We start from the raw sequence: 18,197 nt of genomic DNA, 5'->3' as shown, positions 1-18,197 counted from the left end.
TGAACGAAAGTCATCGCGGGCAAGCCCGCTCCCACAGGGTTTGTGCACGACGCAAATACTGTGGGAGCGGGCTTGCCCGCGATGGGGCCCTCAAAGACGACGTCCCCCTCCTGAAATAAGGCCAAACACAAATTTCAGACTACTTTGTAGGATTCTGAGACATCCTGGCGTTTGGTGATCGGGGAGCTGGCACGTATGATGCTTCACAAACTTCCGCAGATTAGAAGCCTATGTCCCTGATAGTTCTACTGCTTCTGCCATTCATTGGCAGCTGTCTGGCAGCGGTGCTGCCACATAACGCGCGTAATACAGAATCCCTGCTGGCAGGTCTGGTCGCTTTGATCGGCACCGTCCAGGTCGCGCTGTTGTACCCGCAAATCGCCCATGGCGGCGTCATCCGCGAAGAGTTCATGTGGCTGCCCAGCCTCGGCCTGAACTTCGTTCTGCGCATGGACGGCTTTGCCTGGCTGTTCTCGATGCTGGTGCTGGGCATCGGCACCCTCGTCTCTTTATATGCCCGCTATTACATGTCGCCGGACGACCCGGTGCCGCGTTTTTTCGCGTTTTTCCTGGCGTTCATGGGCGCCATGCTCGGGCTGGTGATTTCCGGCAACCTGATCCAGATCGTGTTTTTCTGGGAGTTGACCAGCCTCTTCTCGTTCCTGCTGATCGGCTACTGGCATCACCGCGCCGACGCCCGTCGTGGCGCCTACATGGCGCTGATGGTCACGGGGGCCGGTGGTTTATGCCTGCTGGCGGGGGTCATGATCCTCGGCCATGTCGTCGGCAGCTATGACCTGGACAAGGTCCTGGCCGCCGGCGATCAGATTCGCGCACATGCCCTCTACCCTATTCTGCTACCTCTCATTCTTATCGGCGCACTCAGCAAAAGCGCCCAGTTTCCCTTCCATTTCTGGTTGCCGCACGCAATGGCGGCGCCCACCCCGGTTTCGGCTTATCTGCACTCGGCAACCATGGTCAAGGCCGGGGTGTTCCTGCTCGCACGCCTGTGGCCGTCGCTGTCCGGCAGTGAAGAATGGTTCTATATAGTCAGCGGCGCCGGCGCCTGTACGCTGCTGCTCGGCGCGTATTGCGCGATGTTCCAGAACGACCTCAAGGGTCTGCTGGCCTATTCGACCATCAGCCACCTTGGCCTGATCACCTTGCTGCTGGGTCTGAACAGTCCGTTGGCAGCGGTCGCGGCGGTGTTCCACATCCTCAACCACGCGACATTCAAGGCCTCGCTGTTCATGGCCGCCGGTATCATCGACCACGAGAGCGGCACGCGGGATATCCGCAAGCTCAGCGGTCTGATCAAGCTGATCCCGTTCACCGCGACGCTGGCCATGGTCGCCAGTGCCTCGATGGCTGGCGTGCCGTTGCTCAACGGTTTCCTCTCGAAAGAAATGTTCTTCGCCGAGACCGTGTTCATCAACGCCACCGCGTGGGTCGAAGCCGCGCTGCCGATTGTCGCGACCATCGCCGGTACCTTCAGCGTCGCCTATTCGCTGCGTTTCACGGTCGATGTGTTCTTCGGTCCACCGGCCACCGACCTGCCGCACACCCCGCACGAACCACCGCGCTGGATGCGCGCCCCCGTCGAATTGCTGGTGTTTACCTGCCTTTTGGTGGGGATTTTCCCGGCACAGATCGTCGGTCCATTACTGGCCGCCGCAGCATTGCCGGTTGTCGGCGGTCCTCTGCCGGAATACAGCCTGGCGATCTGGCACGGCTTGAACGCACCGATGATCATGAGCCTGATCGCCATGTCCGGCGGCATCGTGCTCTACCTCTTGCTACGCAATCAGTTCAGACAGGGCCGCTTCAAATATCCGCCACTGGTAGGCCGCTTCAACGGCAAGCGCCTGTTCGAGCGCAGTCTGGTGGAGATGATGCGCATGGCCCGTCGGGTAGAACGTCGACTCGGTACCCGGCGCCTGCAAATGCAACTGTTCCTGATGGTGTTGGCGGCCGTACTCGCCGGCCTGATCCCGATGCTGCACAGCAGCCTGAGTTGGGGCGACCGGCCGAAGATTCCGGGCTCCATCGTCTTCGTAACCCTGTGGCTGCTGGCGATTGCCTGTGCCCTCGGCGCCGCATGGCAGGCCAAATATCACCGTCTCGCCGCCCTGACCATGGTCAGCGTCTGTGGCCTGATGACCTGCGTAACCTTTGTCTGGTTCTCCGCACCGGATCTGGCACTGACGCAACTGGCGGTCGAAGTGGTGACCACCGTGCTGATCCTGCTGGGCTTGCGCTGGCTGCCGCGACGCATCGAAGAAGTCTCGCCACTGCCAAGCAGCCTGCGCAAGGCGCGTATTCGACGCCTGCGCGACTTGCTGCTGTCGATTGCCGTGGGCGGCGGCATGGCGCTGCTGTCCTACGCCATGCTCACCCGGCAGACGCCAAACGACATCTCCTCGTTCTACCTCAGCCGCGCCATGCCCGAAGGCGGTGGCAGCAACGTGGTCAACGTGATGCTGGTGGATTTCCGCGGCTTCGATACCCTCGGCGAAATCACTGTACTCGTTGCCGTAGCGCTGACTGTGTTCGCTCTGCTGCGCCGCTTCCGCCCACCGAAAGAAAGCCTGCAACTGCCAGCCCAGCAACGCCTGCTGGCACCGGACGTGGTCACCGATCTGGTCAACCCGCGTTCGGCCAGCGACACCGCGCTCGGCTTCATGATGGTGCCGGCGGTGCTGGTGCGCCTGCTGCTGCCGATTGCGCTGGTGGTTTCGTTCTACCTGTTCATGCGCGGACACAATCAACCGGGCGGCGGTTTCGTCGCCGGACTGGTGATGTCGGTGGCGTTCATCCTGCAATACATGGTTGCCGGCACACAGTGGGTCGAGGCGCAAATGAGCCTGCGGCCGCTGCGCTGGATGGGCACCGGGTTGCTGTTCGCCACTGCTACCGGGCTCGGCGCGATGGTGGTCGGGTATCCGTTCCTCACCACGCACACCTGGCATTTCTCCCTGCCGCTGCTGGGTGACATCCATATCGCCAGTGCGCTGTTCTTTGATATTGGCGTGTACGGCGTCGTGGTCGGTTCGACGCTGCTGATCCTCACCGCCCTTGCCCACCAATCGGTGCGGGGTCACAAGACCGCATCGCTGCCCAAGTCCGTCGCCAGCAAAGGAGCCGTCTGATGGAAGAAGTCATCGCAATCGCCATCGGCGTCCTCGCCGCTTCCGGCGTCTGGTTGATCCTGCGACCACGGACCTTTCAGGTGGTCATGGGTCTGTGCCTGCTGTCGTACGCAGTCAACCTGTTCATCTTCAGCATGGGCAGCCTGTTCATCGGCAAGGAGCCGGTGATCAAGGACGGCGTGACGCAAGACTTGTTGCACTACACCGACCCACTGCCACAAGCATTGGTACTGACCGCAATCGTCATCAGCTTCGCCATGACCGCTCTGTTCCTGGTGGTGCTGCTCGCCTCGCGGGGCCTGACCGGCACTGACCACGTCGACGGCCGGGAGCCCAAGGAATGATGGCGATGACTCACCTGATCGCCGCACCGATCCTGCTGCCGCTGCTGACCGCCGCGATCATGCTGATGCTCGGCGAACGGCACCGGCCGTTGAAGGCGAAAATCAACCTGTTCTCCAGCCTCCTCGGCCTGTTCATTTCGGTGATGCTGCTGCAATGGACGCAGACCACTGGCGTGCCCGGCTCGATCGGCGTGTACCTGCCGGGCAACTGGCAGGCGCCATTCGGCATTGTGCTGGTGGTCGATCGCCTGTCCGCGCTGATGCTGGTGCTGACCGGGATCATCGGCGTCAGCGCCCTGCTCTTCGCCATGGCGCGTTGGGACGGCGCCGGTTCGAGTTTCCACGCACTGTTCCAGATTCAGTTGATGGGCCTGTACGGCGCGTTCCTGACGGCGGACCTGTTCAACCTGTTCGTGTTCTTCGAAGTGCTGCTGGCCGCGTCTTATGGCCTGTTGCTGCATGGGTCGGGTCGCGCGCGGGTGTCGTCGGGGTTGCATTACATCTCGATCAATTTGCTGGCCTCGTCATTGTTTCTGATCGGCGCGGCGTTGATCTACGGCGTGACCGGCACCCTGAACATGGCCGATCTGGCGCTGAAAATTCCGCTGGTGCCGGAAGCCGACCGTGGCTTGTTGCATGCCGGCGCGGGGATTCTCGCCGTAGCGTTCCTGGCCAAGGCTGGCATGTGGCCGCTGAACTTCTGGCTGGTGCCGGCCTACTCCTCGGCCAGTGCCCCGGTGGCGGCGATGTTCGCGATCATGACCAAGGTCGGCGTCTACACCCTGCTGCGTCTGTGGACGCTGCTGTTCTCCGGGCAAGCCGGGGCGTCGGCGTTCTTCGGCGGTGACTGGCTGATCTACGGCGGCATGGCGACCATGGCCTGCGCGGCGCTGGCGATTCTTGCCGCACAACGCCTAGAGCGCATGGCCAGCCTGAGCATTCTGGTCTCGGCGGGGATCCTGCTCTCGGCCGTCGGCTTCGCCCAGCCGAACCTGATCGGCGCGGCGCTGTTCTATCTGGTCAGCTCAACCCTGGCCCTGAGCGCGCTGTTCCTGCTGGCCGAGTTGATCGAGCGTTCGCGCTCGGCCAACGAGATCCCGCTGGAAGACGAAAGCGAGCTGCTGCCGCGACCGCAGGAATCCCTGCAGCCGCCCAAAGGCATCAACCTCGACGACGAGCAGAAGGCCGTTGTCGGTCAGGTCATTCCGTGGACCATGGCCTTTCTCGGGCTGAGCTTCATTGCCTGCGCCCTGCTGATCATCGGCATGCCGCCGCTGTCCGGGTTTATCGGCAAGCTCAGCCTGATCGGCGCGCTGCTCAATCCGCTGGGATTGGGCACCGGCGCACCGATATCCAATGCCGCGTGGGCCTTGCTGGCGCTGTTGATCCTGTCCGGTCTGGCTTCGTTGATGGCGTTCTCGCGCCTCGGCATCCAGCGTTTCTGGACACCGGAAGAACGCCCATCGCCGCTCCTGCGCAAACTTGAATGCGCGCCGATTTTCCTGCTGCTGGGCTTGAGCATCGCCCTGACCTTCAAGGCTGAACCGTTGCTGCGCTACACCCAAGCCACGGCCGATGCCCTGAACAATCCGCAGCAATACGTGATGGCGGTGCTCGGCACCCGCGCGGTGCCGAGTCCGGAAGCCAAGGCAGCCGTGCTGGAGGTGCAGCCATGAAGCGCGTGTTTCCGGCACCGTTACTCTCTCTTGCACTATGTGCGTTGTGGTTGACCCTGAACCTGTCGATCAGCCCGGGCAACCTGCTGCTCGGCGCAATACTGGGATTCGCCGCACCTTTGATGATGCGCAAGCTGCGTCCGAAACAAGTGCGCATCCGCCGACCGCTGACGATCCTGCGCCTGTTCTTCCTCGTCGGGCGCGATGTTGTGGTTTCCAACCTGATCGTTGCCTGGGGCGTGCTCAACGCCGGTCGCCGCCCGCCTCGCTCGTGCTTCGTGAAAGTGCCGCTGGACCTGCGCGACGCCCACGGCCTGGCCACGTTGTCGATGATCTGCACGGTGGTGCCCGGCACGGTGTGGTCGGAACTGGCACTGGATCGCAGCATTCTCTTGCTGCACGTCTGGGATCTGGATGACGAGGCGCAATTCATCGCGCATTTCAAGAGTGCTTACGAGCGGCCGTTGATGGAGATTTTCGAATGAGCCCATTACTGTCGAACGCGATTCTGCTGACGCTGTTCCTGTTCTCGCTGGCCATGGTGCTGACGCTGGTACGCCTGTTCAAAGGGCCGTCGGCGCAGGATCGGGTACTCGCGCTGGACTATCTGTACATCGTGGCGATGCTGATGATGCTGACCCTGGGCATTCGTTACTCCAGTGACACTTACTTTGAAGCGGCGCTGCTGATCGCGCTGTTCGGCTTCGTCGGCTCGTTTGCCCTGGCGAAATTCCTGCTGCGTGGCGAGGTGATCGAATGAATGCGGAACTGTCTCTGTGGGTTGAGATTCCGGTGGCGATCCTGCTGGTGCTCAGCGGTTTGTTTGCGCTGATCGGCGCGACCGGACTGTTGCGGATGAAGGACTATTTCCAGCGCATGCATCCGCCGGCACTGGCTTCGACGCTGGGCGCGTGGTGCGTGGCGCTGGCCTCGATCATCTGCTTTTCGGCGCTGAAATCCGGGCCGGTGGTGCACGCGTGGCTGATTCCGATCCTGCTGGCGATCACCGTGCCGGTGACCACACTGCTGCTGGCCCGGGCGGCGTTGTTCCGCAAGCGCATGGCCGGGGATGATGTGCCGGCCGAAGTCAGCAGCCGCCGCACTGAAAGCGGTAGTTGATTCCGAATCCTTGTGGTGTTGGTGCTGGCCTCATCGCTGGCAAGCCAGCTCCCACAGGGTTTTAGGTGGGGTCCGGTATTTGCGTACACCCACAATCACTGTGGGAGCGGGCTTGCCCGCGATGAGGCCAGTTCAGCAACCACACAAATCCGACCTGACCTCAAACCCAAGCCACCGCCAACAACCCCGCCCCCAACATCGCGCACAATGGCGAATACACCCAGGTATCCAGCCGGGCAAACCGCGAACCCTTCACGTCCTTGAAAAACCCCACCAGATGCGAATCACCAATCGCCCGGGCAAACATCAACAGCGCAATCGCGCTGATCAGCCATTGCAACGCCTTGTGATGCACCGCCGGCACGCCCCAGCCGACCCGCAGACACACCAACGCGGCAATCGCCAATAAAGCCGCAGCCACCACCAACGTGATCCAGCCCGACGGTTTGAATGCCGGTCGCACTGTCGGCACCAAGCCTGCCACCGGAACTTGTGGCACAGCCGCCACCGCCGCCCATTGCCCGCCCAGCGCCCAGTACACATGCACCAGGGCGATTACCGCAAAAACAGTCACCAGCCATTGAGCCAACACAAAGGTCATGGTTGAAATCCTTGAAAGGGATTTGAACAAATCATCCTAGTCGCAATTTTTTCAAGTGCACGACCGATCAGCGGTACGGTAAAGTGCCGCCCCATGAAATTCTCCCGTACCGATCGTTCACTGCTGGCCTGGATGCTTTACTGCTGCGTCCTGTTCAACGTGTTCGCCTGCAGCATCGGTCACGGACAAATGGTCGGAATGCAGCTCAACGGCATCGGTGGTCAGTTCTGTACGGTCGATCCGGCGACTCAAGCGCCGCTCACCAGCAATCCCACCGAAGAAAAACTGCCGACGCTGTCCAAAGCATTTGGCTGCCCATTGTGCTCGACTGGCGGCATGGGCCCGGCGTTCAACTCCAGCCTGACCCTGGCGATCCTGCCGGAGCAACACAGCCCGCCACTGGCCCCTATCTTCAGTGCCGACCTCCCTGCTCGCTTCACCTGGCCCTCCGCCAACCCTCGCGCCCCGCCGCTCGCCTGAGTGACTTTGCCTTTTTGATTTTTCAGCTCACTGCGCCAATGCGCGGCGTTTGCCTGTGCGCTGATTCCTAGACAAGCATTCAGGATTCAACAATGAAACAACTCACTCTGCTGGCGAGCCTGTGCGGCTGCCTGTCCGTTAACGTCTGGGCGCAATCCACCGTAGATCTGGCGCCCATCACCATCGATGGCGAATACGGCACGGAGCCGGGCCTGAGCCTCGACCAATCCAGCGGCATGGCCTCGCGCCTCGGCTTGAGCATGCGCGACACGCCCGCCTCGGTCGCCATCGCCAACCGCAACGACATCGAACGCCACGGCGCGCAGAACTTCCAGGACGCCGCCAACACCCTGCCCGGAGTCAACGCCAGCGCACCGCCGGGCTTTGGCGGCTTCGTCTCCTATCGCGGTTTCACCAGCAGCCAGATCACCCAGATGTTCAACGGCATTAACGTATCCGGCGGCCTCGCACGGCCGGTGGACGCGTGGATTTACGATCGGGTCGAACTGGTCGGCGGCCCGTCGTCGTTGATCAACGGCGCAGGTTCAGTGGGCGGCTCGTTGAACTACGTGACCAAACTGGCGAGCCGCGATGAACAGACTGTTGAAGGCCGGGTCAGCTACGGCAGCTACGACACCACCGAAACCGCGTTCGGTCTCAACCATGCGTTGACCGACCCGGGTAGCGACGTGCAGCACTACGCGCGACTGGACGTCAGTCACAACACCAGCAACGGCTACATCGACCGCCAGGAGCGCGATGCCTGGAGCGTGGCGTTCTCGTTGCTCAGCGACCTCACGCCAAACCTGTCGCACACCCTGGCTCTGGAATATCAGGATGAACACGAAGACAGTCCGTACTGGGGCACCCCCGTGCTCAACCCCAAGGCCGGCGAGTTGAAGATCGATAAACACAATCGCTTCAACAACTACAACGTCGAAGACGGTCGCTACGAGCAGCGGACGATCTGGGTACGCTCGATCATCGACTACCGGATCAACGACAGCACCACACTGCGCAACACGCTGTATCACCTCGACAGCCAGCGCGATTACCGCAACCTCGAAACCTACCAGTACAACGCCGACAATTCCGCGGTGAACCGCTCGACGGCCTATCAGGTGCGGCATCAAGGCGAACAGAACGGCAACCAGTTCGAACTGCGTCACGACAACACGCTGTTCGGTCTGGACACGACGTGGTCCGGTGGCTTCGAGTACAAGGTCAATCAGACCACCAACTCGCCGCTCAACATCAAAGGCGCGAGCACGGTGGACCCGAACAGCTATCGGCCCGGGCATTTCTACGATATTCCCGGCACCAATCCCAAGCTGATCAGCGACAAGACCAACGAGGTCACCACCAAAGCGCTGTTTGTGGAAAACCGCCTGGCGCTGACCGACAAACTGTCGCTCCTTACCGGCCTGCGTTATGACGATATCGACCTCGACGTGACCAACCACCGCACCGTCACCGCGACCAATCCCAAGCATCTCAAACGTAGCTGGGAACCGCTGACCGGTCGTGCCGGGTTGACCTATCAGTTCATACCGTCGGCCAATGTCTACGTGCAGTACAGCACTGCGGCGGAGCAACCGAACGGCACGCAGGACTTCGACGTCTCGACCGGCAAACAATGGGAAATCGGCAGCAAGTTCGACTATCTGAACGGACGCGGCTCGGCCACGGTGGCGGCCTACACCATCGAACGAAAGGACTTCGCCGTTACCGATCCGCTGGACCCGACCAGCAGCATTCCGGTCGGCCAGCAGACGTCAAAAGGCATCGAGATTGCCAGCTCATTACGGATCACCGACAAACTGCTGGCCGAGGGCAACTTCGCCTGGGTCGACGCGCAGTACGATGACTTCACTGAAAAGAATGCCGCTGGCGTGGTGGTGTCGCGCAAGGGCAACACGCCGACCAACGTTCCGGACCGGGTCGGCAATCTGTGGCTGACCTATGATTTCTCACCGCATTGGCAAGGCGGAGTCGATGCGCGTTACGTGGCCTCGGTGTACGCCGACAGCGCCAACACCATGACCGTGCCGTCTTACACGTTGTTTGGCAGCTTCCTCAGCTACAAGGTTGATTCGCACACCACCGTCACCGGCCGCGTGCGCAATTTGACCAATGAGGTGTATGCCGAATTCGCGCATGTGTCGCCGGCGTATTACCTGGGCACACCGCGCACCTTCGAACTGGCGGTACAAACCCGGTTCTAAAAGCATCGCGGGCAAGCCCGCTCCCACATTGTTTAGTGTCGTACATGCACTTTGTGCCCGACAATAAAACCTGTGGGAGCGGGCTTGCCCGCGATGAGTCCAGCCGCAACGACCTCTATTTCAGCTCAACTGAAACCTTGTCCGCCACATCCTTCGGCAACCACGCCTGCCACACTTCCGGATGCGCCTTCATGAACGCTTCCGCCGCTTGCCGCGGTGCCGTGTGTTTCTCGCTCATCTCCGCCAATGCCTTGTTCAGCGGTTCGATCGGGAAATCGACCTTGCTGAAGAACTCGGCAATCTGCGGATACTGCTTCTGAAACGGCGTAGACACGCCAATCGACAGCTTCGACGCCAACGAGCGCGTCGGTTTCGGATTGGGATTATCAGCGTCGGTCAGGGTCTTCCAGGCCTCGGCATCAAACGGTGGCTCTTCCAACTGCACCAGTTTGAATTTGCCCAGCAGCGGCGTTGGCGACCAGTAGTAAAACAGCACCGGTTTACCCCGACGAATCGAAGAACTGATCTCGGCGTCCAGCGCCGCACCCGAGCCACTGCGGAAATTGGTGAAGTCATCCTGCAACCCGTAAGCCGTCAGCTTCTGTTTGTTGACCACTTCCGACGTCCAGCCAATCGGACTGTTGAGGAAACGTCCCTTGCTCGGGCTTTCCGGGTCCTTGAACACGTCCTTGTATTTTTTAAGGTCAGTGACACTGCGCAAGTCCGGCGCCAGCGGCTTGATGCCTTTGGCCGGGTCGCCCTTGATCACGTATTCCGGCACCCACCAGCCTTCTGTGGCGCCCTTGACCGTATCGCCCAGGCTGACAACCTTGCCCTCGGCCTCGGCCTTGACCCACACCGGACTGCGCCCCGCCCACTCTTCGCCGATGACCTGAATGTCATTGTTGGCCAGCGCGGTCTCTAGGGTGATGGTGGTGCCGGGCAGGGTGTCGGTGGGCAATCCATAGCCCTTCTCGACAATGATCCGCAGGACATCGGTGATCAGGCTGCCGCTTTCCCAGTTCAGGTCGGCAAAATGGATCGGCGCTTGTGCCGCCACGACCGATTGCGCCGAACCCAGCAAAGCGAATGTGGCCACGCTGGCGGCCAGTAACCGTCGAAATCCGTTCATGCATTGCACCTCGTGCTGTTCACAGCAATGGCAGGATGGCCTGAGAGAAGACCGCAAGCCTCTGAATACTCAGTCAACTGACTGTAGACGAGGTTCCTGCTTTTTCAGGGCCTGGGCCCGGACGAGGTTACGAATCAGAATTTTCCTGCAAGCTCTGCAACTCGCGTCTGACCATGCTGGCGTATTCCGCTGGACGCAGCGCGTAGATCTGCGACGCCACCCAACCCAGCCACGCGCCTCGCAATTCGGCCTTCGCCGCGAACAACCGCCTGGCGTCCTCACGCGCGCTGTCGAGGTTCTGCGAATGGAAATCGGCGCGGCTCAAACCACCGATCACTCACTGGCCTTGAACGTCACCAGCTCGCCCTTGCGCCACTTCGCGGCTTTGGCGGTGACTGCTTTCAGAGTTTTGGTCAGGCCTTCCTGCAATTGCTGATGGGCGGCAAACACGGTCACCACGCTATGACCTTCCTTGAACAGGATCGCATGGCCATCAGCGGTCTCGACGAAGGCGTAATCGCCAATTCCATAGACCGTCAGTTTGATTTCGCGAAAACGGATGTCCATCTTGCCGCCTTCGCGGCTGGGCAAGACCGAGGCGCTGAAATGATCGCCGACCTTGAGCTTGAGCCCCGGCTTGTCATCCACCACCAAAGCATTTTCGGTGTCGATTTCAGCGACATAGATGCCTTCGGCGTTTTGCTCGGTGATGTAAACAAAACGCGATTGGAACAACTTGACCAGCTTTGCACGCAAATCACCCAACACGAACAAAGCATGCATATCGAGATTACTGACTGCCAAAGAAACATCCCCAGATCTGAAAAAACCGCACACGGAAAACGCGCACGGCAAAAAAACGGCCAGGCCGATGGAACTGCGAAATACTCAAATAAAAACCCGAACCGAGCAGCGAACTCGTTCAACGCGAGGTTTGCAAGACTACGGGATTGTCACTCGCGAAACGCCACCCGATGTCGCCAAAGCTCGAAGGAAAAATCCTTAACGGCTGACAGAGAAAGCTGACTACGAACTTTAGGGAAAATTCGCACGAAAAAAAGCACTTTTCCGACATATCGCTCGCGAAAAATTGCTTTAGATAAGCCCTGTCGTCAACAGGTACTGGCGATTCTAGAGCAGCGATGCTCTTCACGACTACCCGAAACGGCCTGTAATTATCGGCCAACTGATGAAAAGGACTTCACATGTGCACCCTGACTCACTTCGCCATGTCCGCTGACGCCCGACTCAAATCGCCTCTGATCCTGCATGTGACCGATATGAACGATCTGCAGCACCCCGGCGAAAACGCTCAGGCCCCACGCTTTCAAGTGGTGCCGGCGGGCAATGCCTTTTACCACATAAAGGAAAAATCGACCGGACGCGTAAGAGGTTTCCGCGAAGATCACAACGAGGCGTGTGCGCTGGCTCGCTCACTCGAAATGCAAATCGAACTCCTGGCCAGCAGCTGCCTCAGATAAAGAGTGATTGACTGCGCCATACCGGCGCATTTCAGAAAGGAGCACATGATGGATCTGGAAGCTTACAACTTGAAAACACTGTTCGATCAGTTGGGTTTGCCTTCAGAAAGCGCAGATATCGACGACTTCATTGAAGCCCATCCACTGGATGCCGACACCAAACTGGTCGATGCCCCCTTCTGGTCAGAATCGCAAAAGCAAACGCTTGAAGAGTGGATTGGCAAGGACGACGACAGGGCAATAGTCTTCGATGAACTGAACGTACGCATACACGACGGCAAGTAACCCTGATCAGTGCAGGCTGTCCCCAGGCTCAGCCTGCAACTGCGCGAGCCACGCAGCCCTGCACTCTTCGGCCTCATCGCGACTGGCAAACGCGGTGCCGCGCCGCTCACCATTGAGCAACACCACCCAGCAGACGCTTTGCCCCATTGCGCGCAAACCGGCGGGCACGCCACTGCCGATCATCACGGCGACATCAACTCTGCATTGCATGCTGACCTCCAAAATCATTAGCCACCTAACTAAGTCGGCATGTTAATGATTTCCCCAAGGAGGAAACAGCAACGGCCCTGCACAGATTCATTGCATCAACCGTAACAATCGCTCAGCGCGGACCTTCCGGTTTATAGCCCAGACGCAATCCCCCCCAATGCCGGCCCTTGATCATGATCGGCACCGACAAGTCATGCATCAGCTCGCCGGTATCACGCGTATAGGTCTGCAACAGCACTGGTTGTTGATGGCTGCCACAGCGAATCCCGGTGCGGTCGGCAAACTTGCGCTTGGTGCGATTGTTGACCGCATCGACCTGGGCATCACCGGTCAACGGCTGGCTGAACGCCTGATTGTGCGTCGGCACATAACCCTGCTGCGTGCAGGCGATGGCAAACACCAGCCCCTCGTGGTGCGGCAACAACGGTTCTTGAATCGCCGGCAGAACCTGATCGGTGTAGCGGTCGAACCGTGTCTGATACTTCGCCGGCTGCGTATTCGGGATCGCCTGATACTGACGATCGAACAGATCCTCGAGGCTGATCCGCCCTTGCTCGACATCCGCCTCGAACCGCGCCGCGATCTGGCTCGCGCCTTCTCGCGCCAGGTCATAAATGCGCTGGTGATAGTCATCCAGACCGACTTCAGCAAGACGTTCGCTGATGGTTTCCGCCTGCCCTTCCATCTGCACCGCCGCTTCGGCGAGTCGACGGGTCTGTTGATCGCTGATCGCCAAATCGCTGCGCATCTGCTCAATGGCTTTAAACAGGCTGTCGAGTTGCTCGCGATTGGTCTCCGCGCCACGGGCGATCTCGCCGACCTGACTTTCCACCCCGGCGGCCAGACGCGCGATGTTCTCCAGATGCTGACCGGTGTGCTCGACCTGTTCGACGCCCGTTTGCAGATCGCTGGACAGCTCACGGATCTGCTCCACCACCTGCGCCGTGCGTTGCTGGATGTCGGCGACCATCTCGCCGACTTCACCGGTTGCCGACGCCGTACGCGCCGCCAACCCGCGCACCTCATCCGCCACCACCGCAAAGCCCCGCCCATGCTCACCGGCCCGCGCCGCTTCGATCGCTGCGTTCAACGCCAACAGATTGGTCTGACTGGCAATCGACTGAATCACCAGCGTCACCCGCTGAATGTCGTCGCTGCGCAGGCTCAAGGCCTCGATCAATTCACGGCTGGCATTGGCGCGCTGACTGAGCTGATGCATACGCGTAATTGAGTCAACCAGTTCGGTACGTCCCGCCGCACTGCTGTGATGTGCCTCGCTGGCAGCCTCAAGTGCTTCGCGGCTGAGCTGCGAAGTCGCCTGTTCCGTGGCGATCATCACTTCGGCATTGCTGACGATTCGCGCCGCAGCATCGAGTTGCGATTCAAGTTTGCTCGCCAGCTCCTTGACCGAAAACGCCACCCCGGCCGCCGACAAGGCGTTATGGCTGGTGGTGTAAGAAAGGTCTCGGGTCAGTTCGGAAATGGCGCTGCCATTGTCGGCAGGCTGTACATCGGGGAGGGTCCGGGAGCGCAGGCGCGGCAGCCAGACAATCAGCACCGCCAACGGCATGCCAACGTAAAGCGACCACTCACCCAGCGTCATGCCGGCCAACAACAGCATCAGGGCGATGCTTTGCAGGGTCGGTGCGATCCAGCGGTTTTTCGGCAAAAGCACTGGTGCAGGCAGCGCCCCAACCAGAGATCCATCTCTCGTCATATCAACACCCCACGCTTGTTCTCATTGTTGTGGCTGCATTAAACGCCACTACAACGCCATTATCTATGGTCCGTTAGTCGTGGGGCCTGTGGCAGGTCAATGGAACGGCGGGGAATATCGCAGACAAGCAAAAACAAAGATCGCAGCCCCGCCAGCTCTGTTCAGGAGCTGCCGAAGGCTGCGATCTTTTCGGGGTGACCCACTTTCATGGGTCGCCTCAGGAATCAGGCCTGACGCTGGTGCTTGTCGATTTGCTCGTGACGCTCTTGAGCTTCGATGCAGTACTTGGTGGTCGGGCTGATCAGCAGACGTTTCAAGCCAATAGGCTCGCCGCTGTCGTCGCACCAGCCAAAGCTGTCTTCCTTGATGCGCTCGAGGGCTTGTTCCAGTTGCGGCAGCATGCGCTGGTCGCGATCGATCGCGTTGACCAGCCAAGTGCGCTCTTCTTCAACCGAAGCCGCGTCCGCCGGGTCAGCCGGGGTGTCCAGGCTTTCGATGGCGATACGGTTTTGCTCAATGCGCTCATGGGTTTCGACTTTCATGTTCTGCAACAGCTCGCTGAAGAAAGCGTGTTGCTCGGAATTCATGTAGTCATCTGCCGGCATGGCCAGCAACTTGTCCTTTGTCATTGATATCTCTATAAAAAAACGTGCATTAAGGCGAATTAGGGAGCGTTCCGGCGAACCGTGTCCGGTCGACGGAAAGGCATCGTTTATGGCAAACGCCACCCGGCACTCAATTTACGAGGGGCGGCAGTCTAAGGCCGACTTGAGGCCTCAGCAACTGGAAATCCAGCAAATTTGTCCGACAAAGCCCGGAAACTGCTCTGATACAGGCTTCACGGCGATTATCGGAGTGCGTTTATAGCAAGAAATTCAGTCGAGCGGCTGTATATAGAAGACAAACGGCTACGCCACACCGATCGGGTGTGGCGCATTTTCTCGATTATTCGGCGCTCACCGCTTGAGTTTGCGCTTGTTACGGTACTGGTCGATGACCACCGCCACCACAATGATCAAGCCTTTGATGATGTCCTGAATATAGGCATCGACGCCGACGAAGGTGAACCCGCTGGCCATCACCCCGAGAATCAGCGCGCCGATTACCGTCCCGGTAATGCGTCCGACGCCGCCGGCCAGACTGGTACCGCCGATCACCGCAGCAGCAATCGCGTCGAGCTCGTAGGACATGCCCATCCCGGCCTGCCCCGTCGCCGCCCGGGCTGACGCGACTACGCCAGCCAGCCCCGCCAGCAGACCGGCGATGCTGTAGACGATCACCAAATGGCGTTTGACGTTGATCCCCGAGGTCCGCGCCGCCTGCATGTTGCCGCCGATGGCGTAGGTGTACTTGCCGTACTTGGTGTAGCGCAACGCGATGTGAAAGATCACCGCCACCACCAGGAAGATGATCACCGGCATCGCCCCATGACCGATCGCGGTGTAGGAGTCCGAGAGCATGCTGACCGGTTGGCCTTCGGTGTAGTAACGCGCCAGACCGCGCGCCGAAACCATCATGCCGAGCGTGGCGATGAACGGTGGAATGCCGGTGATGGCGATGATGCTGCCGTTGATCGCCCCAGCCAGCAGCCCGACCCCGAGCCCGGCGATCACCGGAATCCACACCGGCAAGTCAGTCAGCGACGGAAACACCGCGCGGGCGAAATCCGATGTCTGCGCCAGACTCGCGGCAATCATGGCCGACAGCGCCAGCACCGACCCGGATGACAAGTCGATCCCCGTGGTGATGATCACTTGAGTCACGCCGATGGCCAGCAGGCCAATGATCGACACTTGCAGGATCATCAGCACCAGACGCTGGGAGTTCATCAGGAAGCTCTGGTCGCGAACGATCCAGCCAAACACTTCGAAGACCAGACCGATACCGATCAGCACCAGAAAAATGCTCAGTTCGGTTGGAAAGCGCCGACGACTCTTGGTCGGTGCCGTTGCAGGCTTGTTTTCCAGTATCGCGTTCATAACCACTCACCCTTCAAATAAAACCCGGTATCGAATACATACCTTTGGATGCAAGCTGCTTTCGTGTGGCGAGGGAGCTTGCTCCCGCGATTGCGCAGCAAGCCCATGCTGGAGGACCGCTTCGCTGCCCAGCGGGAGCAAGCTCCCTCGCCACAGAGACCGTAAGCTGTCAATGGACCTGGGCCATGCCCGAGGCCAGTTGCATGACGCGTTCCTGGGTGGCTTCGTCGCGGCCGAGGGTGCCCATCAGGTCGCCCTCGTGCATGACCATCACCCGGTCGCTCATGCCCAGCACTTCCGGCAGTTCCGAGGAAATCATGATCACCGCCATGCCTTCGCTGGCTAGCAGGGAGATCAGCCGATAGATCTCGGCCTTGGCGCCGACATCGATGCCGCGAGTCGGCTCGTCGAGAATCAAGATCCGTGGATTGGTCATCAGCCAGCGGGCGAGCAAGGCTTTCTGCTGGTTGCCGCCAGACAAGGTGTCGATGCACTGCTCCAGCGACGGGGTTTTCACCCGTAGCTTCTTGCACATGTCTTCACACAGAGCGCGCAGGGCCTTTTGCTGGATAAAGCCGTGGCCGACGTAATGCGGCAGCACCGCCATCTCCATGTTCTCCAGCACCGACAGGCACGGGAACAGGCCACTGAGCTTGCGATCCTCGGTCAACAGCGCGAACCCCTTGTCGATGGCCATGTGCGGATCGGTAATGCGCACCACCTCGCCATCCAGACGGATCTCGCCGCTGTCGCTGGGCGTTATGCCGAAAATGGTTTCGGCAACGTTGGTGCGGCCCGAGCCCATCAGCCCGGCGATGCCGAGAATCTCCCCGGCATGCAGGTCGAACGAGACGCCCTGGAATACGCCGTCGAGTTTCAGATGGCGGACCGACAGCAACAGATCGCCAATCGGCTTTTCACGCACCGGGAACAACTGGCTCAGCTCGCGCCCGACCATCATCGAAATCAGGCTATCACCGTCCATGCTGTCGGCCCGTTGCAGGCCGATGTAGGCGCCGTCGCGAAACACCGCCACTTCATCGGCAATGGCAAACACTTCGTTCATTTTGTGCGTGATGTAGATGATGCCTTTGCCCTGGCGCTTGAGGTCGGCAATGATCGAAAACAGGTGCGCGACTTCCTTTTCGGTGATGGCCGAGGTCGGCTCGTCCATGATCAGAATGTCGGAGTCGTAGGACACCGCTTTGGCGATCTCGACCATTTGCCGTTCGGCGATGCTCAGGTTGCCGACCTGCTCCTCGGGATCGAGGTTGATGCGCAAGCGCTCCAGCAGTTGCGCGGTGCAGCGGTGCATGGCGCGGTGGTCGATCATGTGCAGGCCGTTGAGCTGCTCGCGGCCGATCCAGATGTTTTCGGCGATGCTCATGTGCGGCATCAGGTTGAGTTCCTGGTGGATCATCGCGATCCCCGCCTGAAGTGCCGCCAACGGTGTTTCGAAGACCACCGGTTTGCCGCGCAAGCGCAACTCGCCAGCATCGGGCTGGTAAATGCCGGCGATGATTTTCATCAGCGTCGATTTACCCGCGCCGTTCTCGCCCATCAGGGCCAGTACGGACCCCGGACGTACTCGCAGCTGCACATCGGACAAGGCCACCACACCGGGAAAACCCTTGCTGATGTTGGTGATCTCCAGCAGGTACGGCTCATCGACAGGTGTTGCAGTTGGCTGGATATCCACCAACGAGGTGCTCGAAGCGGTCGCTGAAGCGAACATGTTCAGGTACTCCGTCAGCAAGGTCGCAGCAGCAACCCTGCAGGATTATTGTTGTTATTGAACC

At 60.0% G+C, this 18,197-nt stretch carries 19 protein-coding genes; 10 read left to right on the top strand and 9 right to left on the bottom strand.

Annotation, left to right across the window (positions count from 1 at the left end):
- Positions 1-230: 230 nt before the first annotated feature.
- The 6 genes from ACVVH8_RS11955 to ACVVH8_RS11930 are packed head-to-tail and all read left to right on the top strand — an operon-like array spanning position 231 to position 6,288.
- Positions 231-3,149: a monovalent cation/H+ antiporter subunit A gene (locus tag ACVVH8_RS11955; RefSeq protein ID WP_103303427.1), complete on the top strand. Its 2,919-nt coding sequence runs from the start codon at positions 231-233 to the stop codon at positions 3,147-3,149.
- Entirely contained in the window at positions 3,149-3,493 is a 345-nt protein-coding gene (locus tag ACVVH8_RS11950; protein ID WP_008085854.1) for a Na+/H+ antiporter subunit C, read from the top strand. The genes ACVVH8_RS11955 and ACVVH8_RS11950 overlap by 1 nt, the downstream gene beginning before the upstream one ends.
- Complete coding sequence (locus ACVVH8_RS11945; protein ID WP_475230302.1) at positions 3,490-5,169, top strand: monovalent cation/H+ antiporter subunit D; 1,680 nt, start codon at positions 3,490-3,492, stop codon at positions 5,167-5,169. Before ACVVH8_RS11950 ends, ACVVH8_RS11945 begins: the two co-directional genes overlap by 4 nt.
- On the top strand, positions 5,166-5,654 hold the full coding sequence (locus tag ACVVH8_RS11940; protein WP_475230300.1) for a Na+/H+ antiporter subunit E: 489 nt from the start codon (positions 5,166-5,168) through the stop codon (positions 5,652-5,654). The genes ACVVH8_RS11945 and ACVVH8_RS11940 overlap by 4 nt, the downstream gene beginning before the upstream one ends.
- A complete protein-coding gene (locus ACVVH8_RS11935) occupies positions 5,651-5,929 on the top strand; it encodes a K+/H+ antiporter subunit F (RefSeq protein ID WP_007910754.1) in 279 nt (92 codons plus the stop codon). The genes ACVVH8_RS11940 and ACVVH8_RS11935 overlap by 4 nt, the downstream gene beginning before the upstream one ends.
- Entirely contained in the window at positions 5,926-6,288 is a 363-nt protein-coding gene (locus tag ACVVH8_RS11930) for a Na+/H+ antiporter subunit G (protein WP_103303424.1), read from the top strand. The genes ACVVH8_RS11935 and ACVVH8_RS11930 overlap by 4 nt, the downstream gene beginning before the upstream one ends.
- Positions 6,289-6,448: 160 nt before the next feature.
- Here ACVVH8_RS11930 and ACVVH8_RS11925 read toward each other — a convergent pair whose 3' ends face one another.
- Positions 6,449-6,889 (bottom strand): DUF3995 domain-containing protein, encoded by a 441-nt coding sequence (locus tag ACVVH8_RS11925; protein WP_475230298.1) that lies wholly within the window; start codon positions 6,887-6,889, stop codon positions 6,449-6,451.
- Positions 6,890-6,982: 93 nt separating this feature from the next.
- Here ACVVH8_RS11925 and ACVVH8_RS11920 point away from each other — a divergent pair, with 93 nt between their 5' ends.
- Together ACVVH8_RS11920 and ACVVH8_RS11915 are read left to right on the top strand one after the other, a co-directional pair.
- Positions 6,983-7,369, top strand: a complete 387-nt coding sequence (locus ACVVH8_RS11920) for a DUF2946 domain-containing protein (protein WP_103303422.1) — start codon at positions 6,983-6,985, stop codon at positions 7,367-7,369.
- Positions 7,370-7,461: 92 nt separating this feature from the next.
- A complete protein-coding gene (locus tag ACVVH8_RS11915; protein WP_475230295.1) occupies positions 7,462-9,594 on the top strand; it encodes a TonB-dependent receptor in 2,133 nt (710 codons plus the stop codon).
- Between the two features lie 115 nt (positions 9,595-9,709).
- On the opposite strand, the gene ACVVH8_RS11910 is transcribed toward ACVVH8_RS11915, so the two are convergent.
- The 3 genes from ACVVH8_RS11910 to ACVVH8_RS11900 form a co-directional block, all read right to left on the bottom strand.
- On the bottom strand, positions 9,710-10,726 hold the full coding sequence (locus ACVVH8_RS11910; RefSeq protein ID WP_315446626.1) for an ABC transporter substrate-binding protein: 1,017 nt from the start codon (positions 10,724-10,726) through the stop codon (positions 9,710-9,712).
- Positions 10,727-10,853: 127 nt separating this feature from the next.
- Positions 10,854-11,051: a hypothetical protein gene (locus ACVVH8_RS11905; protein ID WP_103303574.1), complete on the bottom strand. Its 198-nt coding sequence runs from the start codon at positions 11,049-11,051 to the stop codon at positions 10,854-10,856.
- An 8-nt stretch (positions 11,052-11,059) separates the two neighbouring features.
- Complete coding sequence (locus ACVVH8_RS11900) at positions 11,060-11,509, bottom strand: hypothetical protein (RefSeq protein ID WP_177431379.1); 450 nt, start codon at positions 11,507-11,509, stop codon at positions 11,060-11,062.
- 422 nt (positions 11,510-11,931) lie between these two features.
- On the opposite strand from ACVVH8_RS11900, the gene ACVVH8_RS11895 reads away from it, so the two are divergent.
- Together ACVVH8_RS11895 and ACVVH8_RS11890 are read left to right on the top strand one after the other, a co-directional pair.
- The gene (locus tag ACVVH8_RS11895; RefSeq protein WP_103303418.1) at positions 11,932-12,207 is read left to right on the top strand and encodes a hypothetical protein; all 276 of its coding nucleotides are present in this window, start codon (positions 11,932-11,934) and stop codon (positions 12,205-12,207) included.
- A gap of 48 nt (positions 12,208-12,255) precedes the next feature.
- The gene (locus ACVVH8_RS11890; RefSeq protein WP_103303417.1) at positions 12,256-12,492 is read left to right on the top strand and encodes a DUF2789 family protein; all 237 of its coding nucleotides are present in this window, start codon (positions 12,256-12,258) and stop codon (positions 12,490-12,492) included.
- 6 nt (positions 12,493-12,498) lie between these two features.
- Here the strand turns inward: ACVVH8_RS11890 and ACVVH8_RS11885 are convergent, their stop codons facing one another.
- The 5 genes from ACVVH8_RS11885 to ACVVH8_RS11865 all read right to left on the bottom strand — a co-directional run bounded on the left by ACVVH8_RS11885 (position 12,499) and on the right by ACVVH8_RS11865 (position 18,133).
- Positions 12,499-12,702, bottom strand: a complete 204-nt coding sequence (locus ACVVH8_RS11885) for a hypothetical protein (RefSeq protein ID WP_103303573.1) — start codon at positions 12,700-12,702, stop codon at positions 12,499-12,501.
- Positions 12,703-12,814: 112 nt separating this feature from the next.
- The gene (locus ACVVH8_RS11880; protein WP_475231162.1) at positions 12,815-14,038 is read right to left on the bottom strand and encodes a methyl-accepting chemotaxis protein; all 1,224 of its coding nucleotides are present in this window, start codon (positions 14,036-14,038) and stop codon (positions 12,815-12,817) included.
- A 605-nt stretch (positions 14,039-14,643) separates the two neighbouring features.
- Positions 14,644-15,048: a TraR/DksA family transcriptional regulator gene (locus tag ACVVH8_RS11875; RefSeq protein WP_103303415.1), complete on the bottom strand. Its 405-nt coding sequence runs from the start codon at positions 15,046-15,048 to the stop codon at positions 14,644-14,646.
- A 327-nt stretch (positions 15,049-15,375) separates the two neighbouring features.
- Positions 15,376-16,398: an ABC transporter permease gene (locus ACVVH8_RS11870; protein ID WP_103303414.1), complete on the bottom strand. Its 1,023-nt coding sequence runs from the start codon at positions 16,396-16,398 to the stop codon at positions 15,376-15,378.
- 169 nt (positions 16,399-16,567) lie between these two features.
- Positions 16,568-18,133: a sugar ABC transporter ATP-binding protein gene (locus ACVVH8_RS11865; protein WP_475230292.1), complete on the bottom strand. Its 1,566-nt coding sequence runs from the start codon at positions 18,131-18,133 to the stop codon at positions 16,568-16,570.
- Between the last annotated feature and the right edge of the window lie 64 nt (positions 18,134-18,197).

Source organism: Pseudomonas trutticola BRTCR10 (assembly GCF_056155105.1).
The sequence above is the reverse complement of the archived record's forward strand: the minus strand, read 5'-3'. Positions and strand labels throughout refer to the sequence as shown.